Annotated in this window: 21 protein-coding genes; 7 read left to right on the top strand and 14 right to left on the bottom strand. The window is 72.0% G+C overall.

The features are described 5' to 3' along the window. Positions 1-29 precede the first annotated feature (29 nt). Both WME96_RS43065 and purB read right to left on the bottom strand, forming a co-directional pair. On the bottom strand, positions 30-1,814 hold the full coding sequence (locus WME96_RS43065; RefSeq protein ID WP_437287338.1) for a DUF885 domain-containing protein: 1,785 nt from the start codon (positions 1,812-1,814) through the stop codon (positions 30-32). A gap of 233 nt (positions 1,815-2,047) precedes the next feature. After that, a complete protein-coding gene (gene purB, locus WME96_RS43060) occupies positions 2,048-3,346 on the bottom strand; it encodes an adenylosuccinate lyase (RefSeq protein ID WP_437287337.1) in 1,299 nt (432 codons plus the stop codon). Between the two features lie 150 nt (positions 3,347-3,496). Between purB and WME96_RS43055 the strand changes: the two genes are divergently transcribed. After that, the gene (locus WME96_RS43055) at positions 3,497-4,279 is read left to right on the top strand and encodes a universal stress protein (protein WP_437287336.1); all 783 of its coding nucleotides are present in this window, start codon (positions 3,497-3,499) and stop codon (positions 4,277-4,279) included. A 15-nt stretch (positions 4,280-4,294) separates the two neighbouring features. Here WME96_RS43055 and ggt read toward each other — a convergent pair whose 3' ends face one another. The 4 genes from ggt to WME96_RS43035 all read right to left on the bottom strand — a co-directional run bounded on the left by ggt (position 4,295) and on the right by WME96_RS43035 (position 9,681). Then, positions 4,295-6,190: a gamma-glutamyltransferase gene (gene ggt / locus WME96_RS43050; RefSeq protein ID WP_437287335.1), complete on the bottom strand. Its 1,896-nt coding sequence runs from the start codon at positions 6,188-6,190 to the stop codon at positions 4,295-4,297. A gap of 149 nt (positions 6,191-6,339) precedes the next feature. Next, the gene (locus WME96_RS43045) at positions 6,340-7,113 is read right to left on the bottom strand and encodes an MYXO-CTERM sorting domain-containing protein (RefSeq protein ID WP_437287334.1); all 774 of its coding nucleotides are present in this window, start codon (positions 7,111-7,113) and stop codon (positions 6,340-6,342) included. A 254-nt stretch (positions 7,114-7,367) separates the two neighbouring features. Continuing rightward, on the bottom strand, positions 7,368-8,405 hold the full coding sequence (locus WME96_RS43040) for a WD40/YVTN/BNR-like repeat-containing protein (RefSeq protein WP_437287333.1): 1,038 nt from the start codon (positions 8,403-8,405) through the stop codon (positions 7,368-7,370). Between the two features lie 172 nt (positions 8,406-8,577). Continuing rightward, positions 8,578-9,681 carry a hypothetical protein gene (locus tag WME96_RS43035; RefSeq protein WP_437287332.1) on the bottom strand — a complete coding sequence of 368 codons (1,104 nt, stop codon included), beginning with the start codon at positions 9,679-9,681 and terminating at the stop codon, positions 8,578-8,580. A gap of 154 nt (positions 9,682-9,835) precedes the next feature. On the opposite strand from WME96_RS43035, the gene WME96_RS43030 reads away from it, so the two are divergent. After that, entirely contained in the window at positions 9,836-10,057 is a 222-nt protein-coding gene (locus WME96_RS43030) for a hypothetical protein (protein WP_437287331.1), read from the top strand. 94 nt (positions 10,058-10,151) lie between these two features. After that, complete coding sequence (locus tag WME96_RS43025) at positions 10,152-11,372, top strand: serine/threonine-protein kinase (protein WP_437287330.1); 1,221 nt, start codon at positions 10,152-10,154, stop codon at positions 11,370-11,372. 164 nt (positions 11,373-11,536) lie between these two features. Here WME96_RS43025 and WME96_RS43020 read toward each other — a convergent pair whose 3' ends face one another. Continuing rightward, positions 11,537-12,814 (bottom strand): citrate synthase, encoded by a 1,278-nt coding sequence (locus WME96_RS43020; protein ID WP_437292415.1) that lies wholly within the window; start codon positions 12,812-12,814, stop codon positions 11,537-11,539. Positions 12,815-12,914: 100 nt separating this feature from the next. Between WME96_RS43020 and WME96_RS43015 the strand changes: the two genes are divergently transcribed. Continuing rightward, positions 12,915-13,586, top strand: a complete 672-nt coding sequence (locus WME96_RS43015) for a hypothetical protein (protein ID WP_437287329.1) — start codon at positions 12,915-12,917, stop codon at positions 13,584-13,586. A gap of 86 nt (positions 13,587-13,672) precedes the next feature. Here the strand turns inward: WME96_RS43015 and WME96_RS43010 are convergent, their stop codons facing one another. The 7 genes from WME96_RS43010 to WME96_RS42980 all read right to left on the bottom strand — a co-directional run bounded on the left by WME96_RS43010 (position 13,673) and on the right by WME96_RS42980 (position 20,659). After that, positions 13,673-15,103, bottom strand: a complete 1,431-nt coding sequence (locus WME96_RS43010; protein ID WP_437287328.1) for an ABC1 kinase family protein — start codon at positions 15,101-15,103, stop codon at positions 13,673-13,675. 143 nt (positions 15,104-15,246) lie between these two features. Further along, entirely contained in the window at positions 15,247-15,582 is a 336-nt protein-coding gene (locus WME96_RS43005; protein WP_437287327.1) for an HU family DNA-binding protein, read from the bottom strand. A gap of 474 nt (positions 15,583-16,056) precedes the next feature. Next, positions 16,057-17,004: an NAD(+)/NADH kinase gene (locus WME96_RS43000; RefSeq protein WP_437287326.1), complete on the bottom strand. Its 948-nt coding sequence runs from the start codon at positions 17,002-17,004 to the stop codon at positions 16,057-16,059. Further along, positions 17,004-17,666 carry an NUDIX hydrolase gene (locus WME96_RS42995; RefSeq protein ID WP_433931263.1) on the bottom strand — a complete coding sequence of 221 codons (663 nt, stop codon included), beginning with the start codon at positions 17,664-17,666 and terminating at the stop codon, positions 17,004-17,006. The genes WME96_RS43000 and WME96_RS42995 overlap by 1 nt, the downstream gene beginning before the upstream one ends. Positions 17,667-17,724: 58 nt before the next feature. Next, complete coding sequence (locus WME96_RS42990) at positions 17,725-18,861, bottom strand: UTP--glucose-1-phosphate uridylyltransferase (protein ID WP_437287325.1); 1,137 nt, start codon at positions 18,859-18,861, stop codon at positions 17,725-17,727. An 83-nt stretch (positions 18,862-18,944) separates the two neighbouring features. Beyond that, positions 18,945-19,685, bottom strand: a complete 741-nt coding sequence (locus WME96_RS42985) for a CPBP family intramembrane glutamic endopeptidase (RefSeq protein ID WP_437287324.1) — start codon at positions 19,683-19,685, stop codon at positions 18,945-18,947. After that, positions 19,685-20,659 carry a decaprenyl-phosphate phosphoribosyltransferase gene (locus tag WME96_RS42980; RefSeq protein ID WP_437287323.1) on the bottom strand — a complete coding sequence of 325 codons (975 nt, stop codon included), beginning with the start codon at positions 20,657-20,659 and terminating at the stop codon, positions 19,685-19,687. The genes WME96_RS42985 and WME96_RS42980 overlap by 1 nt, the downstream gene beginning before the upstream one ends. Positions 20,660-21,128: 469 nt before the next feature. Here WME96_RS42980 and WME96_RS42975 point away from each other — a divergent pair, with 469 nt between their 5' ends. The 3 genes from WME96_RS42975 to WME96_RS42965 are packed head-to-tail and all read left to right on the top strand — an operon-like array spanning position 21,129 to position 25,515. Then, positions 21,129-22,094 (top strand): AAA family ATPase, encoded by a 966-nt coding sequence (locus tag WME96_RS42975; protein ID WP_433931256.1) that lies wholly within the window; start codon positions 21,129-21,131, stop codon positions 22,092-22,094. A gap of 11 nt (positions 22,095-22,105) precedes the next feature. Continuing rightward, positions 22,106-23,338, top strand: coding sequence for a DUF58 domain-containing protein (locus WME96_RS42970; protein ID WP_437287322.1), 1,233 nt, complete (start codon positions 22,106-22,108; stop codon positions 23,336-23,338). Next, positions 23,335-25,515, top strand: a complete 2,181-nt coding sequence (locus WME96_RS42965; protein WP_437287321.1) for a transglutaminase TgpA family protein — start codon at positions 23,335-23,337, stop codon at positions 25,513-25,515. Before WME96_RS42970 ends, WME96_RS42965 begins: the two co-directional genes overlap by 4 nt. Positions 25,516-25,531 lie beyond the last annotated feature (16 nt).

Here is a 25,531-nt window from a genome sequence, read left to right as displayed (position 1 = left end):
AGGCGCGCGGCCGGGGGCCTTCGTGAAGGCTATTTCTTTTCCGGCGCCCTGAGCTCGGCGAGCACGCGCTCGCGCAGGAGCGGCACCGGCGGCGACCCGTGCGAGAGGAGCGCGTCGTGGAAGCGGCGCAGCGAGAACGCGGCGCCCAGCGTCGCCTTCGCCTCCTCGCGGAGCTTCAGGATCTGGAGCTTGCCGAGCGTGTAGGCGAAGTAGCCGGGGTCGAACGTGGCGCGCACCGCCTGCTGCCGCGCCGTCGCGCGGTCCTGGAAGCAGTCGTCGACGAAGCGGCGCTCCGCCGCCTCGAGGCTCATGCCCTCGGCGTGCACCCCGAGCGACACGACCACCCTGCAGTTGCGCAGCAGCGCGTCCGCGAGCTGGCCGAGCCGGCTCTGGGGGTCCTCCTTGCCGAACCCCTGCTCGATCATCATCTGCTCGGCGTAGTGGGCCCAGCCCTCGACGAACGAGTAGCTGCCGAACATCTTCTGCACGTCCGTCGGCGCGCGGTTCTCCCACAGGTGCTGGGCGAAGTGCCCCGGGTAGACCTCGTGCACGGTCGTCGAGAGCAGCGTCCCGCGCAGCATCACGTACTCCTCCTGCTCCTTGCGGGGCCAGGAGGGGTTGGGCTTCGTGATGTAGTAGAACGACACGAGCCCCTGCCGCTCGAACGGCCCCGGCGCGTCGAGGAAGGCGGAGTTCCAGCGCATGTACGGCGGCGTCTCCTTCACGACCGCCCGCTCGTCGGACGGGAGGCTCATGATCTCCCTGTCGACGATGAACCTGCGCGACGCGTCCATCACCCGCGTCGCCTCGGCGAGCAGCTGCTCCGCCTTCGGCCGGGAGGTCTTCACCTTGCTCGCGAGCGCCTGGTAGGCCGCCTTGTTCGCCGCGAGGTCGTCCTCGCCCATCTTCTTGAGCTCGGCGAGCGGGATCGAGAGCCCCTCCTGCGCGAGCAGGAGCTTTTTGTACCGCGCCTCCCCGAGCACGTGGCTCCCGTCGCCCTTCGGCAGCTCGACGGTGGCCAGGTGCTCGGCGAGCTTGTCGGCCGCGGCGGCGAGCGCGGCGTTCGTCTCCTGGAACTCCGCCTGGAACGCGGCGTCGCCGACGCCCTGGAGCAGCTTGACGACGTCGCCGCGCAGGTACTCGGCGTAGCCGCGGAAGATCTTCACGGCGACCTCGATCACCGGCCTCGGCATCGGGCTCGCGAGGTTCTCGAGAACGCGCGGCACCTGGGCCAGCGCCGCCTTCTCGTGCTCCAGCAGGCGCCGCGCGCGCTCGGGCAGCGGCGCGTAATCGCGGTCGAGGTACTGGTTCACGCCGAACAGCTCGTCGTAGAACTGCGGCCTCCGGCGCCAGTCCTCGATGTCCCTGCCGTTGAAGAGCTTGAGGTCGATCTGCTGGAGGAGGATCTCGCGGTCGAGCGCCTCGTCCGGGGAGAGCGCCGCGGGGTCGACGGCGGCGAGGGCCGCGCGGCCCTGCTCGAGGCGCGCGAGCCGCCGCTCGATCGCCGCGGCGGAGTAGTCGGCGACCTTGCCGTCGTGCTCGTGGAGCCCGCGCGAGCGCGCGAACGACGGATCGTCCGCGACCCACGCGCGCACGATCCGGTCGCGCAGCGCGGCGAACGGCTCCCGCGGCGCCTCCGCGGGCGCGAGGCTCGACGCGACGGCCGCGGGCGGCGGGGCCGCGGCCGCGGGCGGCGGTGGCGCCGGGGCGCTCCCGCTGCAGGCGGCGAGCGCCGCGAGCGGCGTGAGCGCCGCGAGGAGGCGCGGGAGCGAGCGGCAGAGGCGGCGGAGTGAGGGGCGACGGGCGGCGGCCATGGCGGGCCGGAGCCTCTCAGAGCGCCCTGTGCAGATCAACGGCCTCGGCCAGCACCTCGGGTCAGCGATCCTGCCAGGGCCCTGCCTCGCGAGCGGCGAGAGAATTCAACGCAAAGACGCCAAGGCGCAAAGACGCAAAAATGCCTGAATTTATTATCTTCTTTGCGCCTTTGCGCCTTTGCGCCTTTGCGCCTTGGCGTTGAATTCTCTCTCTGGATCCCTGGTGCGCGAAGCTAATCGCGGAGCGCGCGATCGATGATCGCGTCGACGTGCGAGAGCGCGTGATCGAGGTCGAAGCACCGCGCGATCTCGTCCGGGGTGAGCAGCGCCGCGACGTCCGCGTCGGCCGCGAGGTTGTCGCGGAAGCGGCCCTCGCCCGCGATGGCGCGCATCGCGCAGCGCTGCACCAGCTCGTAGGCCGCCTGGCGCGGCCTGCCCTTCTGGACGAGCGACAGCAGCACCGCCTCGCTGAAGAAGAGCTCGCCCGTGCGGTCGAGGTTCTGCCGCAGCCGCTCGGGGTAGACGACCAGCCCGTCGACGAGCCCCGCGGCGCGGTCGAGCATGAAGCCGAGCGTCGAGGTCGCGTCGGGCGCGATCATCCGCTCGACCGACGAGTGCGAGATGTCGCGCTCGTGCCAGAGCGGCACGTTCTCGAGCGCGGGGATCACGGCGGCGCGCACGATGCGCGCGAGGCCGCACAGGTTCTCGCTGAGGATCGGGTTGCGCTTGTGGGGCATCGCGCTCGAGCCCTTCTGGCCCACGGAGAAGCGCTCCTCCGCCTCGCCGACCTCGGTGCGCTGCCAGTGCCGCACGTTGGTCGCGAGCCGCTCGATGCCCGCGGCGATGAGCGAGAGCGCGGCGAAGAACTCGGCGTGGCGATCGCGCGCGACGATCTGCGTCGAGACCGTCTCGGGGCGCAGGCCGAGGGCGGTGAGCGCGCGCTCCTCGATGCGCGGCGACAGGTGCGCGTACGTCCCGACCGCGCCGGCGATCTTGCCGACGGCGATCGCCTGGCGGGCGGCGGAGAGGCGCGCCCTGCCGCGCTTCATCTCGGCGAGGTGGCCCGCGAGCGCCAGGCCGAACGTGATCGGCTCGGCGGCGATGCCGTGGCTCCGGCCGATCATCGGGGTGCGCCGGTGCTCGTCCGCGCGCCGCGCGAGCGCGTCGCAGAGCTTGTCGAGCCGCGTCGAGAGCATGTCGGCCGCGCGGACGAGCAGCATCGCGAGGCTCGTGTCGAGCACGTCGCTCGAGGTCATCCCGCGGTGCAGCCACCGCGCCCCCTCGCCCGCCAGCTCCTCGACGTGGGTGAGGAAGGCGATGACGTCGTGCTTGACCGTGCGCTCGATCGCCTCGATCCGCGCCGCGTCGAGCGAGAGCTGCTTCCCCCGGATCCCCTCCGCGATGCCGGCGGGCACGAGCCCCTCGGCCTCCATCGCCTCGCAGGCGGCGAGCTCCACCTCTAGCCATGTCTTGAACCGGGTGGCGGGCGACCAGAGCTCTTCGAATTCGGGCGGGGTGTAGCGGGGGATCATGGGCGGGACGCTGCGAAGGTCTGGAGGGTGCGTCAAGGCTGGAGTGGCCCGGGGCGGCCCCGGGCGGCTCGCGCTGTTCGCCTGCGCGCGCCGCGCGGCGTGCGCGGCGGCGGCTTGCGGGCGTGCGGCGCGTTGCGAACGTTGCGCCCGATGCCGACCGAAGCAACGGCGCCCGCGCGCGCCGATCAGGGCGGGGCGCTCGCCCGGCCGCCGCACGCGGCGGGCGCCGCCGCGGGAGGGGGGATGCCCGACGAGACGAGCGAGACGACCGAGCGGGTCCCCGCCACCGAGCCGGCTCCAGCGACGGAGCGGGTCCCCGCGGTCGAGCCGGCTCCCGCGCGGGAGCGCGCTCCCGCGGGCGAGCGCGCGCCCGTGGTCGAGCCGGCTCCCGTGAGCGAGCGCGCCCGTGGGAAGGAGCCCGCCCCGGCGAGCGAGGCGGCCCGCTCGAGCCTGCGCGGCGGGCGCCGGGTGAAGTCGTACATCGTGGTGGTCGCGATGGACCTGTCCGAGCCGGGCGGGCGGGCCTGGCGCTTCGCGTTCGAGCTGGCGGCGCTCCGGGGCGAGACGGAGATCCACGCGGTGGTCGTCGGCCCGCGGCAGGTCGCCCCCGCGGTGCGCGACGTGACGACGCCCGGCGCGTCGTCGCCGCCCTCGCTCCGGGTGCTCCAGCACCGCTTCGCGGACGGCCAGCCGCGGCTCATGGCGATGCACTTCCGCACCGGCCGGCCCGACCGGGCCATCGTCTCGCTCGCCCGCGAGCTCAGCGCCGATCTCATCGTCGTGGCCACGCACCCGCAGTCGCCCTTCCAGCGGCTCTTCGGCGGCTCCACCGCCGACCGGATCGCGCGGAACGCGCCGTGCCCGGTCGTGGTCGTGCGCCCCAAGGAGGACGACGACGCCGACGCGGCCGAGTACGATCCCCGGCTGCGATGACGCCGCCCGCGCGGCCTACGGCGCGCTCGACGCCTCCGGCGCGCCGGCCTGCGCCGCCGCGGCGGGCTTCCCGGGCGCGCTGACGCCCTCCGCCGTCCCCCCCTCGCGCGTGTCGGCGTAGCCCCACGCCACGCCGGCGGCGTCGACGAGGAGGTTGTTCGCGTCGCCGATCGGCATCGGATCCAGCGCGACGGCGTGCCCGCGCCGCGCGAGGTCGTCGAGGGCGGCCTGCGGCGGGGGCGTCAGCCGCTCGACGCGCACCCGGTCCGGCATCCACTGGTGGTGGACGCGCGCGTGCCGGACCGCCTCGTCGATCGTCATCCCGTGGTCGATCAGGTTGCGGAGGACCTGCGCGACGGTGTTCGGGATCGTGTCGCCGCCGGGAGAGCCGAGGACGAGCGCGACCTTGTCGTCGCGGCTCACGAGGGTCGGCGTCATCGAGCTCGCCATGCGCTTGCCCGGCGCGACCGCGTTGATGCCCGTCTCCGAGAACGCGCCCATCGCGTTGCCGAGCAGGATGCCCGTGCCGGGGATCACGATCTTCGACCCGAAGCTCGCCGACTGCGTGGTCGTGCACGAGACCGCGTTGCCCTGCGCGTCGATCACCGAGAAGTGCGTCGTCTCCGGGGACTCCGGCGCGACAGCGCCCGCGACCGGCGCGATGTCGCCCGCCGGCGTGGCGCGCTCCCGATCGATGGCCGGCGCGCGGCGCATCAGGTAGCCGCCGTCGAGCAGCCTCGCGAGGAGCTGCGACGTCTCCGGCCCGACGAAATCCGGGTCCGCGCTCACCTGGCGCCGATCGGCGTACGCCCGCTTCGCCGCCTCGACGAACAAGTGCAGCGACAGCCCGGAGTCGACCGGGGCCTCGTGCGCCTTGACGCGCTCGAGCGTGAGCAGGATCTCCGCCAGCGCGACGCCGCCCATCGACGGGGGCGGCATCGTGTCGACGGTGAAGCCGCGGTAGGAGAACCGCAGCGGCGCGCGCCACTTCGCCTGGTAGGCGCGCAGGTCGCTCTCGGCGATGTGCCCGCCGCGCTCGCGCATCGCGGCGGCGATCTTCCTGGCGATCGCGCCCTCGTAGAAGGCGCGCGGCCCCTCCGCGGCGAGCGTCTCCAGGGTGCGGGCGAGATCGAGCTGGCGCACCAGCTCGCCCTGCGCGAGCGGCGCCTTGCCGCGCCCCCAGATCGCGCTCGCGGCCCGATCGGCCCGCAGCCGGGGCCACGACCAGCGCAGCGTGAGCGCCTGCCGCGCGCCGAGGCGGTGCCCCTTGCGCGCGAGGTCGATCGCCGGGGCGAGGAGCTCGGCGAACGGCCGGCTGCCGAACCGCTCGTGCGCGAGGGCGAGGCCGGCGACCGAGCCCGGGACGCCGGCGGACGCGTAGCCGTACGCGCCGGCGCGCACCATCGCCATGTTCGACGCGGTGGTCACCGACGCGGGCGCGGCCTCGCGGAAGTCGACGGCCTGCGTCTCGCCGTTCGCGAGGCGGATCATCATGAAGCCGCCGCCGCCGATGTTGCCCGCGCTCGGGTGGGTCACCGCCAGCGCGAACGCCACCGCGACCGCGGCGTCGACCGCGTTGCCGCCGCGCCGCAGCACGTCCGCGCCCGCGCGCGTCGCGTGCTCCTCGACCGAGGTCACGAGCCCGGCATCCCCGCGCACCGCGCGCGCGCCGCCGGAGGCGAGCGCGATCGGCGGCTCCGGCGGCAGCGGCTCCGGCGGCGCGGCGGCCTTCGCGGGCGGCGACGCCGCCGCGCTCGCGGCCATGGGCGCGGCCGCCGCGCTGGAGAGCGCCGGCGCGCCGGCGATCGCGGGGGCTGCTACGGGCGGGGCGGGCGGCGTGCGCGCCTCGCAGCCGGCGAGCAACGCGAGGGCGAGCGCCCAGCGCGGCCTCGAACGACGATGCAGGGTCATCAGGGTGGTCGCGAATCTACTACGGCGCCGGCCCAGGCCAGACGGCGCCGCCACGGTGCCGGAAAACACCAGGCCGGGCCGCGCGAGGCGACCCGGCCCGGGGATCGTTCACGAAGCGCCGCGCGCGCGTCAGGCGCGCCGGCCGCGGCTCAGGACCGCTTGCGGCGGCGCGCGGCGGCCACGCCCACGCCGGCGACGAGCGCCGCGAGCCCGGTGCCCGTGAACGGCGCGGTCGACCCCGGCGCAGCCGAGCAGGAGACGCTGGCCTCGGCCTCGGCGTGAGCCTCGACCTCGATGTTCTGCGAGAGCAGCCAGTTCTTGCACTCCTCCATGGTCCCGGCGATATCGACGTACTGCCCGTCGCAGAACAGCGCGCCATCCGGCGTCGAGCACTGCACCTCGCACCCGCCCCGGAGATCGGTGGTGCAGGTGGCGTTGCAATCGATGTTCGCCTCGACGTTGCACTGCCCCTCGCAGCTCGCCTCGCACTTCGCCTCGCACGAGGCGCTCGGCGGGGTCCCCTGGCAGCTCACGTCGCACTCGGCGTCGCAGTCCGCCGAGCACGCCGCCTCGCAGTCCGCCTGCGCCCCGCCGCCGTTGGCCTGGGCCGAGCAGTTGGCGCTGCAGTCCGCCTTGCAGCTCGCCGAGCAGCTCCCTTCGCAGCTCAGGCTGCCTGGGTCGACGTCGCAATCTGCCTGGCAATCCGCTTCGCAGCTCCCCGTACACGACGCCGAGGCGCTGCCAGTGCACCGCGCGTCGCACTCCGCCGTGAACTGGACCGGCTCACAGTACCCCTCGCAGCCGCCCGAGGTGCGGATCTCGCACCGTCCAGCCGCCGCGGCCTGGAGGGATCCACAGGGATTTCCCTGAGCTGATGCGGAAGAAGCAACGAGAACGGGGACAGCAAACGTAAAGGCACTCACAAAAAGCTGAGCAATGGTCCGTCGCATTCGAATTCTCCTGGGTTTAGGTGCGCGGGGTCCGCGTGTGGTCACTGCGGCTGTTGCAATCGGACGACCAGCGCCACCCTTTGAAGCATTTTGCGAAAAAAAAGTCTCTGCGGCCGTGCCCGCTTCATCACGGCGTGTAGCTGTGTTCACGGCGCGATGATGCGACATGCCACACTGCGCGCATGTCCGGCCAGGTAATACACGTACGGCCATCTGCCGCGCGGTGATCAGCGGCTCACAGTGTCGGCGATCCGCCCTTTTCCGTGGCGCGCCACCACACCCTTTCGCGCTCTGCCCGGGGTCGGCTGGCTGAGGAAGTCGCCGCCGACCGCCCAGAAGGCCCCCTCCCCGTCGGCCCAGACGGCGTGGAGGTCGGCGTACGGCTCTTCCGTGAACTCGTCGATCCAGGCCCCGTCGACGAGTCGCTGCTTGAGGCCACCATAGCCGACGATCGCGACCTCGCCCGGCCGTCCGCAGGCGACGCCATTGACGTCGTTGGTGAGCTCGACGTCGATCCGACGCCACGCCTCGCCGTCCGAGCGGAGAACGTCTCTGCCGCCGACCGCGTACACCTCTTCACGGCTGCAGCCGGCGGCGGTGAAGAGGGTCCCCTGCGCGATCGGCGGATCGGATTGCAGCTCCCAGGTCGAGCCCGCGCGGTGCCAGATCACGCCGAACTCACCGACGGCATAGAGGTCCTCCGAGGACTCTCCCCACACCTTGTAGAGCGCGCGGCCCGTCTCCTGGGGCAGCGCCTCTCTGGACCAGGCGCTGCCGTCCCAGTGAAGGACGATGTCCTTCTCCGCGTCCTCGCCGACGCCGGGCGTGCCGCCGACCGCCCAGGCGTCGTCGGGTGCGAACGCGATGACGCCCCACAGGGTAGCCTCCGTCCCGGTGTCGTGCTCGCGGAAGGCATTTCCGTCCCAGTGCGCGGCGCGGCCGCGCTCGCCGACCATCCACACGTCGTTCGGCCCCGAGCCCGCCACCCACCAGAACGTCTCCTCCCCGCCGGCCGGGAGCTCGCGCCACGTCGCCCCGTCGTGGTGCAGCACGAGCGACTCGAGGCCCGTATTGCCGAGCGGCCCCCCCACGGCGAACACGTCGTCGGGCCCCGTCCCCCAGATCGACAGCACCGCCCGGTCGAGGTCGTCCTCGTCGAGCAGCACGCGCCACGCGGGCGGCCCCTCGTCGGGCGGCGTCACAGGATCGTCGGGGCAGCCGGCGAGGACGATCGCGCCGAGCGCCATGGCGGCAATCCGCGCCATCGGAGCCATCAGAGCGATTGACGCAGCCGGAGCCATGGTGGCAGTCGACTTCATCGCCCCGAGCGGAGCAGCCGCATGCAAGCAGGTGCGCATGGGATAGAAGACCAGGCTGGGGAGCTCCTGTCGAGGCGCGCGCCGGGCGACCGGCGCCGCGCGCGCCTGCGCGGGAGGCTCAGTTGCAGAACACGTCGTCCTGCTTCGGATAGTAGTAGACGAAGATGTTGCAGTGCTCGTTCTTCTCGACGATCGGACCGAACGTGTAGCAGCAATCGAGCTGCTCCTCGGGCGTCAGGTTCTTCGTCACGTCGTACTCGTCGAGGCCGCTGCAGCCCACCGACGGATCCGGCGGCTGCCACTCGTAGGTGCAGCCGTACCAGACGCCGCCGTTCTTCGGGAGCTCCAGGTCGAGCTGCGGCGAGGTGAGCATCGGCGGGTCGTCCCACGCCGTCGATGTATAGAAGCGCTCCGACTCCGCGGGCGTGCCGATCGAGGTGCCGTCCCACGCGTACATGTCGAACTTCGTGCCCCGGCTGTGGAAATGGCCGTTGGCGCCGATGATCCTCACGGGAGAGGGGCTGTTGATCTGGCACGAGCCCTCGAACGTGGGCCGCGGGTTCGACTGGCAGACACGGATGGACTGCTTGGTCGCGAAGACGGTGCCCATCTCGGCCGTCACCTCCTCCGTCGGCAGCGACCAGAAGTTCACCCGGACGCGGCCGACGGCCTCGGGGGTCTTCTGCGACGACGCATTCACGTAGTGCGTCTGCAGCATGAGCCACTCGTCGGGCTGGAGGACGTTCGCGACCCCGTCGGGGAACGTCCAGTCGAGCTGGCCGTCCTGCTGCGAGTTCGCGATGAGCGGCCAGTCAGCCCAGTTGGGGCTCTTGAAGCACTCGCCAACGCCGTTCTGGTTCTTCTGGATGAGCCCGCCTTCGGGCCCGAGCCCCTTGATCGTCCGCACGCGGAAGATGTTCATGTGATGCGAGCCGTCGCGCTGCGCGATCTGCACGCGGTGGAGGTTCACGGGCGCGTCCGGGTCCATCCCGTTCGTCGCGGCGAGGTCGCGGACCTTGAAGAAGTAGCAGTCCTGCTGCTCGATCCCCGGCGGCACCACGATGTCCTCCGTCTCTATCTGGAAGCCATCGCCCTCCGGCGGTCGGGCGAGCAGCGACTGATCGACCCCCGGGCCTGGTACCGGATCCGGGCGCTCGTCAATGCAACCGACGAGGCCCAGCGAAAGCGGAAGCGCACCGAACATCAGCCATCGAGAAGCCATGGGTCCCTCCAGCAATGCAGCAGCGATGATGGAGATATACACGGTTTTGCAATTTCGGGACCATCATGTCAGGAAGACGGCAGCCTTCCGTCGCGGCCGGGGCGTCTTGGCCGAACGGGGGCAGAAACTGCTAGGATGTGGGAGAGGTTCAACGATGGCGGCGACCAAGAAATGCGGTCCACACACGGAGATTGCGGCGAATGACGCGACGCGCGTCACCCGGTGCGCGTGCGGTACCGTTCACGTGACGCTCCTCGGCCCCGGCGTGACACTGCGCATGCCCGCGGAAGCGTTCCGCGGCGTCGCCGCCGGGCTCAAGGCGGCGGCCGAGCGGCTCGACGACGACGCCCGTTTCGGGACGACCTCCATCAATTAGCTTGCGCGCCTGCCGCGGTGCGGCCTACCAGTTGCTTCGCCGCTGAGCTTCTCTCTCCCTCCGGATGGCGGCGGCTCGAACGAGGGCGCCTGGCGTGTACGACGACGACGCGGAGCACTGGGTCGGCAGGACGTTCGCTGGAATCTGGCGGATCGAGCGCGTGCTCGGCACCGGCGGCATGGGGAGCGTGCTGCTCGGGCGCGCCGGGGACGGATCGCAGGTCGCGCTGAAGGTGCTGCACCCGGAGCTCAACGCGATCGCCGAGGTGCGGAAGCGCTTCCTGCGAGAGGGGTTCATCGGCAACTCGCTCGGCGGGGCGGACGCGGTGCCCGGCGTGGTCCGCGTGCTCGGCTCCGGCGAGTCGCCCGAGGGCCTCGCGTACCTGACGATGGAGGTGCTCCAGGGCGAGACGCTCTTCGATCGGATGGCGCGCGCCGGGACGATGCCGCCGGGCGAGGTGCTCGCGCTCGCGGATCAGGTGCTCGAGACGCTCGCGATCGCGCACGCGCGCGGCGTCGTGCACCGCGATCTCAAGCCCGAGAACATCCACCTCGGCAACGACGGGCGCGTGCGCATGCTCGACTTCGGCATCGCGCGCGTCGTCGACGGGCTCACGGGCCTGCCCGAGAAGACGGCGACGAAGACCGGCATGATCATGGGCACGGCGACATACATGGCGCCGGAGCAGGCGACGGGGCTCATCCACGACATCGACGGGCGCACCGATCTGTTCGGGCTCGGTGCAACGATGTTCCGGCTGCTCTCGGGCCGGCAGGTGCACGGCGACGTCACGGAGGCCATGGAGGTCATCGCCGCCGCGACCGAGCCGGCGCCGCCGCTCGCCTCGGTGGCGCCCGGGATCCCGCCGGCCGTCGCGGCCGTTGTCGATCGCTCGCTCGCGTTCATCAAGTTCCACCGCTACCCGGACGCCGAGACGATGCGGGCGGACGTACGCGCGGTGCGCGCAGGCACCCTGCCGCCCTATGCGCAGGCCGTCCTCGACGGGAGGATCCGCGCCGGCCAGCCGCTGTCGCAGCCGGCGCCGCCGATGCAACCGTCGATGCAGCCGCCGCCGGCCGCTGTGTCGCCGAGCGCGCGCCCGCAGCCGACGGTGACGGAGCCTCCTGCGGTCGCCGGCGCGTCGATGGGCCGGCCGGAGCGCACGCTCGACGACAGCCTGGCGGCGCCCTCCGCGCCCGGCGCGACGCGCGTGCAGCTGTCGACGGGCAAGCTGGTGCTGCTCGTCGGCGGCGCCTCGCTCGCCACGGGCGTGATCGTGGCGCTGGCCGTCGTTCTGCTGCTCGTGAACTGCTGACGTTCGATGGCGCCGCCGCGCTCGATCGCGGCCGCCGAGCGGCGCGCGACGGCGTCGCGTGAGCTGCCGACGGGGCCGCGGGGGCCCCGTCGGTCAGGCGCGCCGTCGAAGGCGTGCAGCGGTGCTGGTGGGCTGCCGACGGGGCCGCGCGGGCCCCGTCGCGGTCAGGCGCGATCGTCGAGCGGCGTGTAGTCGGTCGCGTTCTCGCCGGTGTAGATCTGCCGCGGGCGGCCGATCTTGCCGTTCGGGTCGTCGTTCATCTCCTTCCAGTGGGCGATCCAGCCGGGGAGACGACCGAGCGCGAACATGACGGTGAACATGTTCGTGGGGAAGCCGAGCGCGCGGTAGATGATGCCGCTGTAGAAGTCGACGTTCGGGTAGAGCTTGCGCTCGACGAAGTACGGATCCTTCAGCGCGGTCTCCTCGAGCCGCTGCGCGATGTCGAGGAGCGGATCCTTGATGCCGAGCTTCGACAGGATCTTGTCGGCGGCCGCCTTGATGAGCACCGCGCGCGGGTCGTAGTTCTTGTAGACGCGGTGGCCGAAGCCCATCAGGCGGAAGCCCGAGGTCTTGTCCTTCGCGAGCTTGACGAACTTCGAGACGTCGCCGCCGTCGGCGCGGATCGCCTCGAGCATCGTCACGACCTCCTGGTTGGCGCCGCCGTGCAGCGGGCCCCACAGCGCGCAGATGCCCGCGGCGATCGAGGCGAAGAGGTTCGTCTTCGCGCTCCCGACGAGGCGCACCGTGGAGGTCGAGCAGTTCTGCTCGTGGTCGGCGTGCAGGATGAGGAGCAGGTTGAGGACCTTCACGATGTCCTCGTCGATCTCGTACGGCTCCGCCGGGACCGAGAACATCATGTTCAGGAAGTTCGCGCAGTACGAGAGCGAGTTGTGCGGGTAGACGAACGGCTGGCCGATCGACTTCTTGTACGAGAACGCGGCGATCGTGCGCACCTTCGAGAGCAGCCGCGCGATGGTGATGTCGAGGAGATCGGTGTTCTTCACGTCGATCGCCTCGGGGTAGTAGCTCGACAGAGAGAGCACCATCGCGGACAGGATCGCCATCGGGTGCGCCGTCGACGGGTAGCCGTCGAAGAAGCGCTTCATGTCCTCGTGGATGAGCGAGTGCCGGGTGAGCAGCGTGGAGAACCGGGACAGCTCGCTCTTGTTCGGCAGCTTGCCGTAGATCAGGAGGTACGAGGTCTCCACGAAGGTCGACTTCTCGCCGAGCTGCTCGATCGGGATGCCGCGGTAGCGGAGGATGCCCTTCTCCCCATCGAGGAACGTGATGGAGCTCGTGGTCGAGGCCGTGTTGACGAACGCCGGGTCAATGCACACGTACCCGGTCTTCGAGCGTAGGGATGCGACATCGATCGCCTTCTCCCCTTCGGTGCCCGTGATCACCGGCAGCTCGATCGTCTGCTCCGTACCGTTCTTGTTCAGCGTTAACTTCGCGGTCTCCTGCACGCCTCCTCCTTCCGCCGCAGCGCGGCGTAAGCTATCACGAGCTGAGGGAAGATTGCTTCCCCAAGAATTCGAGGTGATGCGTTTGAGCGAGCCGGTCGTGCGGGGGGAGCTGTCCCACCACCAGGAGGCGCTTCGGCTGGCGGCCGAGGTGCGCCGGGTCCACGGGCGTTACGCAGACGAGGTCGTCGCTCGATATCGCCTCTGCCCGTTCATGCGCGACGCTGCAACCGGTTTCGGACGCTTCTACGTCCTGCTCGACCGGGAGCCCGTCCTCGAGACGGCGCTGGCGGCCGTCGAGGAGGCGGAGTCCGCCGTCGTGCACCTGGTTTTCCCGTGCATCCAGGCTCCGTCGCCCCAGTTCGAGCGGTTCGCGTCGCGCCTCGGCGAGCAGCTCCGGCGGGTCCGCAGCCCCGCGCCGGTCCTGGCCGCGTTCCACCCCGAGATGGCCGGGGACGAGACGAGCTCTCACCGGCTCGTCGGTCTCCTCCGGCACGCGCCGGACCCGTTCATTCAAACGATTCCAGAGGGGTTGAACCATTCGGGGACTGTCCTCGCGGGGGCGGGCGTCGAGCCCGTCGCCGATCCGGCCGAGGACAATTACCGGCGCCTTCAAGGGGCCGGGATCGCCGAGGTCAAGGCCAAGCTGGCGGAGATCATGGCAGATCGCGACGCGAGCTACGCGCCCTCGCTCGCCCGACTCGGTCTGAGCCGCCCCGGCCCGCGCTTCGCACCCGTCCCCTCGCGGTAGCGACCGCGCGACGAACCAGGGTCCCTCGGGCCGGGCCGTTCGACACGAAACCTCCCGGAAACAACGATGCTCGCGGCGACATGGCGCTAGCGCTCGGGCGAGCGGCGAGACGACGGGCTCGCTCCGCCGGATCCGGCCCTGGCCTCGCGCTCCGCCATCAGCGGCATCAGGTACGGAAAGCCGACCGTCATCGTGTCGAGGTTGGGATCGATCTGGGCGGCCAGCCAGAACAGCAGCACACAGGCGCGCTCGACGTAGAACCAGTCCTCGGGGTACTCGAAGGAGCGCATCAGCTCCTGGAGCTCGCCGCGCTCCAGCTCGGGGTCGGCCAGCTTCTCTAGCTGCTCGGGGCGGGCGCGCATCAGCGCCGCCGGCGTGCGATCCCGGATCTTGAGCAGCTTCGCGAAATAGCTCTTCACCGTCCGCTCGAGGAGCGCGTCGTTGCCCCCGGGCGCGACGAAGCCCATCCGCCGGAAGCCGCGCACGACCGCCGCGTCGTCCTCCGCGAAGATGCCCTTCAGGATGTCGAGCAGCCCGTCGATGAGCTCGTCCCTGGCCTCGCAGATCGCGCCGAAATCGAGGACGACGAGGCGAAAGCCGCCGCCCTCCTCCGCGCTCCGCGGGGCGACGAGGAAGTTCCCCGGGTGCGGATCGGCGTGGAAGAAGCGATCCGCGAAGAGCATCTTGTAGAACGCCTGCACGAGCCGGAGCGCCACGTCCGACGGCTCGACGCCCGCGCTCCTCAGCGCGTCGAGGCGGGTGATCTTGATGCCCTCCATGAAGGTCATCGTGAGCACGTCGCGCGTCGTGAGCTCGTGGACGACCTCGGGGAACGCGACGCCCGCGTCGCCCTCGAAGTTCTGCGCCATCCGCTCCATGCACGCGGCCTCGTGCAGGTAGTCGGTCTCGCGGCGGAGCAGGTCGACCAGCGACTCGTGCACCCGCTCGATGTGCCCGACCGGGACGAACCGCTTGTAGACGAGGATCGCGAGGCGCAGGACGCGCAGGTCGACGGCGATGATCCCGCGGATGCCCGGGTAGAGGAACTTCACGGCGACCTTGCGGCCGTCGCGGAGGCGCGCGACGTGGACCTGCCCGAGCGACGCGGCCGCGAGCGGCGCGCGCTCGATCGAGGCGAACAGCTCGCTCGCCGAGCGGCCGAAGCTCGCGCGCAGCGCGGCCTCGAGATCGCTGAAGGGGTGGGGCGGCACCTGGTCCTGGAGCTGCTCGAGCTCCTTGCCGTAGGCCTTCGGCAGGAAGCCGCCCATGATCGACAGCACCTGGCCGAGCTTGATGAAGACGCCCCGCAGCTTGAGCATCACGCGCAGCAGGCGCCGGGCGTTCTTCTGATCGACGCGGGCGCGGCGCTCGACGAGCCAGCCGGGCAGCTCCTGCGCGGCGGCGCCGCGCCCGAGGCGCCTCGCGAACACCCGCCCGAGCCCTAGCTGGATCAGGTAGCTCGTCAGGATGACCGAGAACGCAAACAGCGCGCGGAGGAGTCGGACGGCGAGCGTCATGTGCGGCAAAGCAGCCGCACCATGCTACCGCAGGGGCCGCGCAGGGCCAGCCATGCTCGCTCTCCAGGGGTGAATCCGCCCCGGAGAGGGGGCCGCCGCGGGCCTTCGCCGCGCCCAGGAGCCCTCCGGCGCGCCGGACGGGCTCAGGACAGCGAGTCCTTGATCGCCTTGATGGGGCGAGCGCGGACCGACTTGCTGGCCGGCTTGGCCGCGAACGTCATCGGCTGCTTGGTGAACGGGTTGATCCCCTCGCGCGCCTTGGTGGCCGGCTTCTTGACGACACGGAACTTCGCGAAGCCGGGCATCGTGAAGATGCCGTTCTTCTTGAGCTCCTTGTACGCGATGTCGGTCAGCGCCTCGAGGATCGCCTTCACCTGCTTGCGCGACACCTCGTTCTCGTTGGCCTCGACGACCGCGTTGATCAGCGCGCTCTTGCTGAGCGACGTGCTCTTCTTCCCTTCAGATTTCTTTCCCGCCATGTTCATTCCTCCTGAGGTTTGTGCCCTCTTGCGCGCCAAAGGAAACACAACGGCCGCCACAGATCCAGTGTCGAATCGTCGATCCGAGCGACAAAAGAAGGGGTTTCACGCCCCGGTAGGCGCGTCGCTCCGCCGGAACGACGGCCGGGGGGCCCCTCCGCGAGCCCCCCAAACCCCTGGAAAACGGCCGAAATCGACCGATTTTCAGGCCTCACGCGCCCGCCTCGAGGGCGGGCCGTACGCCGGGAGGTCGGGGTAGGAAATCGCCCGATCCCCTTCCGTTGAAGGCGATCCCGGCCGCGCGGGGCCCTCCTCGGGCCGAGCCTCCTCGGCCGACGCCCCTCCATCGCGGCCGCCCCCGCGCGCGATCGCTCCGCGAAGGCCGCGCGGATCGAGGCCCACGCGCGCGACGCGCCTCGCCTCGGCGCCCGCGCGACGGGCGAGCGTCGCCGTCCGCGCGCCGCGCAGCGGTGGCTAGCGGCGGCTGACCGCCGAGCCCGCGCCCCACTTCCGCTTGGCGGAGAGGCCCAGGATCGTGAGCGATTGAGGCGCCTGCGTGAACTCCATCACGTCGCCGAAGCCGACGCTCACCGCGTGGATCGGCCCGTCGAAGAAGAGCTTCGCGTCGTGCGTCTTGCTCCGCACGACCAGCGAGGAGCCCGGCGGGATCAGCGCGTGGCGGAAGCGGTACTCCTCGCCGTGCGGGGTGTAGGGCTCGCGCACCACGAGCTGGAGGCGCTTCGAGGTGAGGGGCAGGACGCGCCCGCCGGCGGAGCGCTGCGCGGCCGTGGAGCCGGCCGCCGGGCCGATCCAGAAGCCGCTCGACTTCTGCTCCTCCTCGGCGCGGCCGAGGCGGATGACGTAACGCGACGTGGCCGCGGGCGAGATGTGACAGAAGAGCGCGTCGTTCAGCACGCGCGCGGAGGCGATCTTGTCGTTCACCGTGACCTGCATGCGGGTGAGCACGGTGCGGCGGAGCGAGCCGCGCAGCGCCTTCGCGATCGCGTCGGCCGCGTCGGCGCTCGTCGCGCCGCAGAAGAAGCCGACCGAGTGGCCCGGCGCGCTGTTGATGCCGAGGATGGGGACGTCGCCGACGTTGTGGGACGCGCTGAGGAGCGTCCCGTCGCCGCCGACCGTGATCACGAGGTCGAGATCGGCCGTGTCGAAGCAATCCGAGGTGCCGGCGGTGACGTCGACCTGCACGCCGAGGTCGTCGAGGGCCGCCGTGACCGCGCGCACGGTCTGCTCGTGCGCCTCGTGCGACGCCTTGAGCCGCGCGATGGCGGCGTCGCCGGTCTCGATGAGCCGCGTGATGCGCGGGTCCTTCCGCTCCTCGCGGTAAATCCTCCAGGCAGAGCGCTTCACGACGAGCGCGACGCGGGGCGGCCGCCGCTGCGCGGGCGCGAGGGGTTGTTCCGGCATCAGAGCTCCGCGAGGCGCCGGAGCGCCACCTCGGTCTTCCCGTCCTCGATCACGCCGCGCCGGGTGAGCTCGATCGCCTCGTCGAGCGGGATGGCCGCGATCACGGCGAGCCGCTCGAGCGGGGACCCGTCCTCGGTCGGCGTCCCCTGGCGCGCGGGGTCGACCTCGACGTGGAAGTAGAAGTGCCGCTCGCCGACCATGCCCGGCGACGGGAACGTCGGGGGGCCGAGCGGCTCGAGCGCCGACGGGCTCATGTCGAAGCCGACCTCCTCGAGCAGCTCGCGCGCGGCCGAGCGCTTGAGGCCCTCGGGGCTCCGCTCGTCGAGCTCGACGAGCCCGGCGGGCAGCTCCCACAGCGCGCCGAGCGTCGGCGCTTCCGGGAAGGGGCACACCTCGGGCGCGCGCGTCGCGGCCGGCGGCCGGAGCGCCGAGCGGAGGTAGACGTGACGGCGGCCGTCCGCGCCGCGGTAGTGCGGCGCGATCACCACGGCGTCGAGGCGCGAGCGATCGACGCTGTCGTAGGTGAACGGGTCGCTCAGCGTGCCGTCCGGGAACTCGACGCGGAACACCTGGCGTCGCACGTTGAGGAAACCTGGACCGTCCAGCGAGGGGATCGTCTGGACCAGCTTGAGCGCGAGCTTCGGGAAGGGAGGTAGCGGCATGCGTCGAGGCGCGAAGCATAGCGCCAAACGGGCGCGGCACGGAGGCGCCCGGAGCGCTTCAGCCAAGCAGGCCGCGCGCCCGCGCGATCGCCTCGATCTCCGGGCGGCGCCGCTCGAGCTCCGGGACGTCCTTGACCGGGAGGAAGCGGGAGGCGAGCCCCTCGCGCGGCACGCGCAGGAACCGGGGCTCCAGCGCCGCCGTGATCTCGCCGAGGAGGCGCTCGAACTGGATGGCCTTGCGGTCCCCGATCTTCTTCTCGACCTCGACGTAGGTCCACTCCATCGCGAGCGCGTCGAGGGCGGCGGCGCTGACAAGGAACGTGTTCGTGTTGAAGACCGGCACGGCGCCCGGATCGAAGCCGTGGGGGAGGCGGAACTCCTCGGTGATGATGCGCTTGCCGTTCCACCGGACGGGCCCGCCGCCCCGATCCGCGCCCACCTTGTCGACGACCTCGACCGTGAGGGGGTCGCCGTGGTCGAGGTGCCACCCGAGGATGGCCGGGTCGACGGTGGCGCCGAGGTTGTCGAGGTTGGCGATCCAGACGGTCTTGCCGCCGCGCTCCAGGAAGCGGGCGAGCAGGCCGCTCCGGCGGAGCGCGTCGGGCAGGTCGCCGTGACCGGTGGCGTAGACGCTCGGCTCGCCCTGCTCGTCGAGGAACAGCGCCCCCTCGGGGGTCAGGCGGAGCGAGACGTTCTGCTCGAAGGTGGCGCACCGCGCGCCGTCGAGGCGCGGGCCGAGGGCGTCGCGGATCGGCCGCTCGGTGGCCTCGCTGGTCATGAGCCAGAGCGGCACGTGGGCGCCCGGGCGGCTCGCCAGCGCCTCGAGGTGCGCGTTCTCGCCCAGCCGGAGGTCGAGGAAGGTCCGGCCGGGGAGCGCCTCCACGAGCGCCTTGACCACGCTGCCCATCCGGGTCGCCATGCCGCCGGCGAGCACGCAGAGGGCGACCTCGCCCGCCGAGAGCGCCGCGAGCCCGCGCTCGCGATGGCGCCCGTGCTCGGCCGTGCCCTCGACCGGCGCCGCCGCGATGTCGTCGGGGGCGGGGGGCTCGACGCGGCCGGGCAGCCGGTTGCGCGCGTCCCGCTCCACGCCGAGGGTCGCCGCCCACCGCGCCAGGCGGGGCGCCTCGAACCCCCGGTCGTGCAGGCGCTTCAGGAGAGGAGCAGGGAGCGCGGAGATCTGCTGTGCGAGGGACACGAAGATCCAAGAGCACGGGCAGAACGGCCCGGCAATACGGCACGTGGCCTCACGCGCGCGGGGGCGCTCCGCGAGGCGCGCGGTCAGCGGAGCACGAGGACCCAGACGTCGTAGAGCGCGTGGGTCCAGACCGCCGGCGCGAAGCCGCGGAAGACGTAGATCCCCGTGAGCACGAGCCCGCACACCATCCGGAACACGAAGGAGGGGAGGTTCCAGGGGTCGCCCAGCGGGCCGACGTAGTGCCAGCCGGAGAAGACGGCGGCGGACACGATGGCCCACCCGACCAGCAGCACCACCCCCTGGGCTCCCCGGCCGAAGACGAGCTTGATCGCGAGCGCGCCGAGGCCGTAGAGGCCGGCCCGGAAGGCGATCTCCTCGTAGAAGCCCGCGCCGAGCGACATCACGACGCCGGTGAAGATGTCGTTCGACGCCACGGGCGGGCCGAGCCGGAGGGAGCCGACCACATAGGAGCCGGCGAAGCGCATCAGGATGGCGTAGAGCGCGCCCTCGGTGGCGAGAAGCGCGAAGCGCCGCTTCTGGAGGGCATGGCCCCGGCCGAGGACGGAGAGGACGATCACGAACACGGCGCCGATGGCGACCGTGAGGCCCGCGTACATCGGCAGGCTGTGCTTGGCGAGCGCCCGGAGCTCGGCGGTGACCGGATCCGCCGCGTTGCGGATGGGGAGGAAGGCGACGCCGAGGTGGTAGAGGACGAAGATCGGCATCGTCAGCGCCAGATCCGTCAGCGCGTCGCTCTTCGAGGTGGGCTTGTCGCCGGCAGGCGCTGCCCCCGGCCGGGCGAGCTCCGGGCCGGCGCCGGGCATCAGGACGGCCTCAGCCGATACACGATCACCAGCACCTCGGCGGACCACATGACGAGGTTCAGCACGAAGGGGGTGTCCCGGAGGATCTCCTGGGTGGGGCTCTCGGCCTTGGCGCTGCCCGCCACGAGCTGGAGGAACCGGATCACCCCGAAGAGCGGGTGGATCGTCGTGAGCCAGAGGTAGGGGTTCTGGAAGAAGCGCTGCGTGTCGTGATCGAGCGTGTACGCCAGGTACGTGGCGATGGTGGCGACGCCGGTGACGGCGAGCGCCGCCGTGAGGGCGCCCGGCGTGTAGGCGTCCAGCGCCGCGCGCTGCTTCGAGGCGTTCACCGAGGCGAGCTCGTGGCGCCGCTTGCCGAAGCCGAGGAAGAGCGCGAGCAGGGCGGTGCAGGCGATCATGAAGCCGGAGAGCGGCGTCCTCGTGGCGAAGCCGCCGGCGAGCACGCGCAGCACGAAGAAGACCGCGATACAGCCGACGTCGAGGTACGCGATCTTCTTGAGCCGGAAGGAGTAGGCGACGTTGAGGACGTAGTAGCTGGCGGCGACGACCGCGAAGAGGGGCGGGCCGAGCAGGCTGGCGCCGAGCGCGATGACCGCCAGGCCGACCGCCATCGCCTTGGCGACCGGGATCGGCACGCGACCGGACGCGATCGGCCGGTACCGCTTGACCGGGTGGACCCGGTCGGCCTCCGCATCGACGATGTCGTTGAGGACGTAGACCGCGCCCGCGAGCAGGCAGAAGATCGCGAACGCCCCGACCGCGCTCATGATGATCGAGGGGTGGGTCAGGTGCTTGGCGAACACCACCGGGGCGAGGACGAAGAGGTTCTTCACCCACTGGTGGGGGCGCATCGCGCGGATCATCCCGCGCACGCGCCAGAGCAGCGTCCCCTTCGGGGAGTCGGGCAGGATGGGCGGCTGCGCGATCAGGCTGCCCGAGGGGGGCCCGCTCTCCGGCGGTCGGGAGCTCGGCACGCCGCCGCTCCGCGGAGGCGACGATGTAGGTTTGCCGGCAGGGGCGGAGCTCAGCGAGACGATCGGGCCGGCCTGCTCGGCAGGCGCGGGTACGTCCTGCGCGGCTGCGTCCGGGCGAGCATCGGCGCCGGGCGCCTCCTCGGAAGAGGGAAAGCCTGCGGCGCTGTGGCGAAAAAGGGGACCCGAGGCGGTCACGGCGGGCGGAGCATACTCGGGAGCACCGTCCCCGGCCATTCCGCGGCAGGCAAAAGCGCCGGGCGCGCGGGCACCCGAAAGCGGGCGGCGGGACGGCGCAACCACGGACGACGAGCCCGCAGAGAAGGTGACGCAGCGTACGCCGCGCCGGACCGCGCCACGGGGTCTGGGGTCGAGGTCGCGAATCCGCGTTCGCACTGGCCGGCCCGGCTCGTGGAACGCAAAATGCGCATCCCCGCAGGTTGGCCGTGACCTCGTGCTACCATCGCCCGTGATGACATCAGCGCTCTCGGTCGCGCGTGAAGCTTCGCCCCTGCTTTTGAAGCTTCGCTCTGCCGTGGAGCAGGCCCTCGAAGGCAAGCCAGAGGCGGTCGAGCTGGCGCTCATCGCGCTGCTCGCCCGGGGCCACGTCCTCATCGAGGACGTGCCGGGCGTCGGCAAGACGACGCTGGCCCGGGCGCTGGCGAAGGCCGTGGGGGGCGAGCTCCGTCGCGTTCAGTTCACCAGCGATCTGCTGCCGAGCGACGTCCTCGGGGTGAGCGTGTTCGACCAGCGGCTCGGGCAGTTCGTCTTCCGCCAGGGGCCGATCTTCGCGAACGTCCTGCTCGCCGACGAGATCAACCGGGCCAGCCCGCGGACGCAGTCGGCGCTGCTCGAGGCGATGAACGAGGGGCAGGTGTCGATCGAGGGGACGGCGACGCCGCTGCCGGAGCCGTTCTTCGTGCTCGCGACCCAGAACCCCCAGGATTTCGCCGGCACATTTCCGCTGCCGGAGTCGCAGCTCGACCGGTTCATGGTCCGGATCCGGATCGGGTACCCGCCGCCGCAGGTGGAAATGCGCCTGCTGCTCCAGGGCGGGGAGCCGGATCGCGCGCGGAACGTGCCGCAGATCATCGATCCCGCCCAGCTCGTCGCGCTCCAGCGCGAGGTCGACCGCGTCGAGCTCGACTCGTCGCTCGCGACCTACCTGCAGGCGGTGCTGGCGGCGACGCGATCGAGCCCGACCCTCTCGCTGGGCGCGTCGCCGCGCGCCGGCATGAACCTGGCGCGCGCGGCCCGGGGGCGCGCGGTGCTCCATGGGCGTTCGTACTGTATCGCGGACGACATCCACGACCTCGCGGTCGCCGTGCTGGCGCACCGCGTCCGGCTCTCGGCCCACGCGGAGGGCTACATGCCGACCCGCGACGAGTGCGAGGCGGCCGTGCGCGACCTCGTGGCGCGGGTGCCGGTCCCGCTCTGAACGGCAGGCCGATGGGCGCAGAGGACCGGGAGCGGGGATCTCTCAGCGGCAGCTCCCGCGGGGCCGAGCGCGCCGATGCCGCGTCGCGCAGCGCCGTCCGGCCGAGCCGGCCGCGGCGCGAGCGACCCCCGATCGAGCAGCGCCCGCTCCTGCCGCCGCGCGGGGACAAGACGCCGTCGTGGGCGAGGTTCCTGCTCGCCCTGAGGCCGCCCCGGAAGCTCAAGTTCACCCGGGAGGGGAAGTACTACCTCGGCATCACGCTGGGCGTCGGCTTCGCGGCGATCAACACAGGCAACAACCTCCTCTACCTGCTGCTCGGGATGCTGCTGTCGCTGATCGTCGTCTCCGGCGTGATGAGCGACCTGTCGCTGCGGCACCTCACCGTGACCCGTCGGCTCCCGGCCCGCGCCCAGGTGGGCCGGGCGCACCTCGTCGAGATCGAGGTCTACAACCACAAGAAGCGCGTGCCGTCGTACGCGATCGAGGTCGAGGACCTGCGCGCGGGCCAGCCGGCCGACAAGCGCTGCTTCTTCCTGAAGATCAGCCCGTCGAGCGCGCAGGTGGCCGCCTACCGGCGGACGCCGGCGAAGCGCGGCCGCGACCGGCACACAGGGTTCCGCATCGCGACCCGCTTCCCGTTCGGGCTGTTCGAGAAGTCGCGCGAGGTCGAGGCCGAGGGCGATCTCATCATCTACCCCGCGGTCGACCCGGTCCGGCTCCCCGTCGAGGACGCCGGGCGGCGCGAGGGCGGCGCGAGCCTCAGCGGGCGCGGGGGCGGCGACGAGACCTTCGGGCTGCGGCCGATGCGCGAGGGGGACGATCCGCGCGACATCTACTGGAGGAAGAGCACGATGCGCGACCAGATGGTGCTGCGCGAGCGGACCCGCGAGACGCGGCCCGACGTGCAGATCGTCGTCGACGCGGTGCGCCCCGCCGGCGAGGGCGACGGGTTCGCGCAGCTCTTCGAGCGCAGGATCCGGGAGGCGGCCTCGCGCGCCGTCGCCCACATCAAGCGCGGCGACGCGGTGGTCGTCGCGACGACGCTGGGCGAGCGGGTGCGCGGCGACCGCAACATCGGCTCCGACGCGATCCTCAGGTTCCTCGCGCTGCTCGAGGCGGTGGACGAGGCCCGCGTGGCGGAGGCGAAGGCCGAGCGCGCCGCCCGGGCGTCCGTGCGCCAGGCGTCGAGCCCGGGCCCGACCAGCGGCGAGCGCCGCACCAGCACGCCGAGGACCGCATCATGAGATTCGGGGTGGTGCATCGGATCATGACCGACGCGCTCGCGGCGCTCGGCGTCATCGCGCTCGTCGCGAGCGGGCAGTTCAACCGGTACGTGAGCTGGGCCATCCTCATCGGCCTCGCGCTCGCGCTCGCGGTCGGCGTGCGCGAGTCGTGGCAGCGGCACCCGGCGCTGCGCTACCTCGACACCGGCGTCCTGCTGGCCGTCATCGCCGTCCAGGTGGTGCGCATCGTCTTCACCGACGCGAGCGTGCTCGACGTGCTCGTCGAGTTCGCCGCCGCGCTGCAGATCATCCGGCTCGCGACGCGCAAGGGGGCGGCGCACGACCAGCAGGTCATCGTGCTCGCGCTGCTGCACCTCATCGCCGGGACGGTCCTCGGCGGCGGCCTCGGCTACGGGCTGTGCTTCCTCGGCGTGCTCGTCGTCGCGCCGGGCGCGCTCGTGCTCAGCCACCTGCGCCGCGAGGTCGAGGGCAACTACCGGCAGGGGGCGCGCGACCGGACGGGGCTGCCCGTCGACGTGCCGCGCATCCTGCGCTCGCGGCGCGTCGTGGGGCGCTCGTTCCTGGCCGTCACCTGCCTGCTCTCGATCCCGATCTTCGTCTTCACCGCGGCCCTGTTCGTCATCTTCCCGCGCGTCGGCCTCTCGCTGCTGCTGCTGAACCGCGGCCACACGGGGCGGATGATCGGCTTCTCGGGCAAGGTCGACCTCGGCGCCGTCGGCGTGCTGCGCAGCGACCCGAAGCTGGCGATGCGGGTCGAGATCCCCGATCTGCCCGAGCCGCCGCCGCCGCGCCTCACCATGCACCTGCGCGGGACGGCGCTCGACGCGTACGACGGCCGCACCTGGACCCAGAGCGAGAGCTTCAAGCGCCCGACCGAGAGCGACGCGGGGCTCGTGCCGATCGAGCGGTACCCGGACCCGGCGATCGATCCGGTGATGCGGATCGACCTGGAGCCGATCGATCCGCCGGTGATCTTCCTCCCGCCGAACGCGACGGGGCTCCGGTTCAAGCACCGCGGGCAGCTCGGGCTCGAGGCGAACACGCTGGCCCACCGCGGGCCGGAGGGGGAGTTCAGGTACCAGCCGCTGGACGACCGCGGGCTGGTCTACGACGTCTTCCTGTCGCGGAAGCGGTCGCCGACGTTCCAGCGGCTCTCGGCGGCCGACCGGCGGCGCTACCTGGACCTCCCGAAGGATCTGCCGTCGCGCGTCGTCGATCTCGCGCGGGTGTGGACGATCGGCGTCGATCGCCCGGCCGACAAGGCGCGGGCCATCCAGGAGCGCCTGCGCACGGAGTACCGGTACGACCTCGCGTCGCCCTCGGGGGCGGACCCGCACCCGCTCGACCACTTCCTGTTCGAGTCGAAGCGCGGGCACTGCGAGTTCTACTCGACGGCGATGGCGATCCTGCTGCGCGCGGTGGACGTCCCGACGCGCAACGTCACCGGCTTCGTCGGCGGCACGTACAACCGCTTCGGCCGGTTCTATGCGGTGCGCCAGGGCGACGCCCACTCGTGGGTCGAGGTCTACCTCGACGGCGAGGGGTGGATGACGTTCGACCCGACGCCGCCGGCGGACGCGGCGCCGAAGAGCGAGCTCGTCGGCGTCTGGGCGTACCTCCGCGATTTCATCGAGGCGACGAGCCAGCGCTGGGACAGGCACATCGTCGGCTACGACCTGAACCAGCAGGTGAGCCTGCTCCAGACGCTCACGTCGCGCTACCGGCGGTCCGGATCGAGCGGCGACGTCGCGCTGTCGCGCCCGTGGACCCTCGCGGCGGCGGCCGTCGCGCTCGCGCTGGGCGGCGGCCTGCTCTACTGGCGCTTCCGCCGCGCGCGCCGCGGGCGCGAGGAGGGCCGCGCGGACGGCGGGCGGACGCCGAGCGCGATCCTGGCGACGGCGCTGTACGAGAGCCTGGAGTCCGCCATGCTCGCGCAGGGCGTGCCGCGCCCGCCCAGCATGCCGCCGCTGCGCCACGCCGAGGCGCTGGAGCTCGCGGCGCACCCGCTCGGGCGCGAGATCCTGACGCTCACGCAGGTCTACCTGCGCGCCCGCTTCGGCGGGGCGAAGCTCACCGAGGACGACAGCCGCGACTTCGAGCGGCGGGTCAAGGCGCTGCGCTCGGCCGACCTCCGGGCGCTCGCGGCGGGCGAGATCGGGCTCCACGCCTCGCCGTGAGCGCGATCCGGCCGCC

Origin of the sequence: Sorangium sp. So ce406 (assembly GCF_051474675.1) — a bacterium.
Classification (GTDB): domain Bacteria; phylum Myxococcota_A; class Polyangia; order Polyangiales; family Polyangiaceae; genus Sorangium; species Sorangium cellulosum_G.
This window is presented reverse-complemented; position numbering and strand designations above follow the sequence as displayed.

Coding starts and splice junctions, on each gene's coding strand:
- WME96_RS43015 (WP_437287329.1), top strand. CDS start 12,915: ATGCGTTTGAGCGAGCCGGTCGTGCGGGGGGAGCTGTCCCACCACCAG.
- WME96_RS42965 (WP_437287321.1), top strand. CDS start 23,335: ATGAGATTCGGGGTGGTGCATCGGATCATGACCGACGCGCTCGCGGCG.
- WME96_RS42975 (WP_433931256.1), top strand. CDS start 21,129: ATGACATCAGCGCTCTCGGTCGCGCGTGAAGCTTCGCCCCTGCTTTTG.
- WME96_RS43040 (WP_437287333.1), bottom strand. CDS start 8,405: ATGGCGCGGATTGCCGCCATGGCGCTCGGCGCGATCGTCCTCGCCGGC.
- ggt (WP_437287335.1), bottom strand. CDS start 6,190: ATGACCCTGCATCGTCGTTCGAGGCCGCGCTGGGCGCTCGCCCTCGCG.
- purB (WP_437287337.1), bottom strand. CDS start 3,346: ATGATCCCCCGCTACACCCCGCCCGAATTCGAAGAGCTCTGGTCGCCC.
- WME96_RS43005 (WP_437287327.1), bottom strand. CDS start 15,582: ATGGCGGGAAAGAAATCTGAAGGGAAGAAGAGCACGTCGCTCAGCAAG.
- WME96_RS42985 (WP_437287324.1), bottom strand. CDS start 19,685: ATGCCCGGCGCCGGCCCGGAGCTCGCCCGGCCGGGGGCAGCGCCTGCC.
- WME96_RS43000 (WP_437287326.1), bottom strand. CDS start 17,004: ATGCCGGAACAACCCCTCGCGCCCGCGCAGCGGCGGCCGCCCCGCGTC.
- WME96_RS43035 (WP_437287332.1), bottom strand. CDS start 9,681: ATGGCTTCTCGATGGCTGATGTTCGGTGCGCTTCCGCTTTCGCTGGGC.
- WME96_RS43010 (WP_437287328.1), bottom strand. CDS start 15,103: ATGACGCTCGCCGTCCGACTCCTCCGCGCGCTGTTTGCGTTCTCGGTC.
- WME96_RS43030 (WP_437287331.1), top strand. CDS start 9,836: ATGGCGGCGACCAAGAAATGCGGTCCACACACGGAGATTGCGGCGAAT.
- WME96_RS42995 (WP_433931263.1), bottom strand. CDS start 17,666: ATGCCGCTACCTCCCTTCCCGAAGCTCGCGCTCAAGCTGGTCCAGACG.
- WME96_RS43055 (WP_437287336.1), top strand. CDS start 3,497: ATGCCGACCGAAGCAACGGCGCCCGCGCGCGCCGATCAGGGCGGGGCG.
- WME96_RS43065 (WP_437287338.1), bottom strand. CDS start 1,814: ATGGCCGCCGCCCGTCGCCCCTCACTCCGCCGCCTCTGCCGCTCGCTC.
- WME96_RS42970 (WP_437287322.1), top strand. CDS start 22,106: ATGGGCGCAGAGGACCGGGAGCGGGGATCTCTCAGCGGCAGCTCCCGC.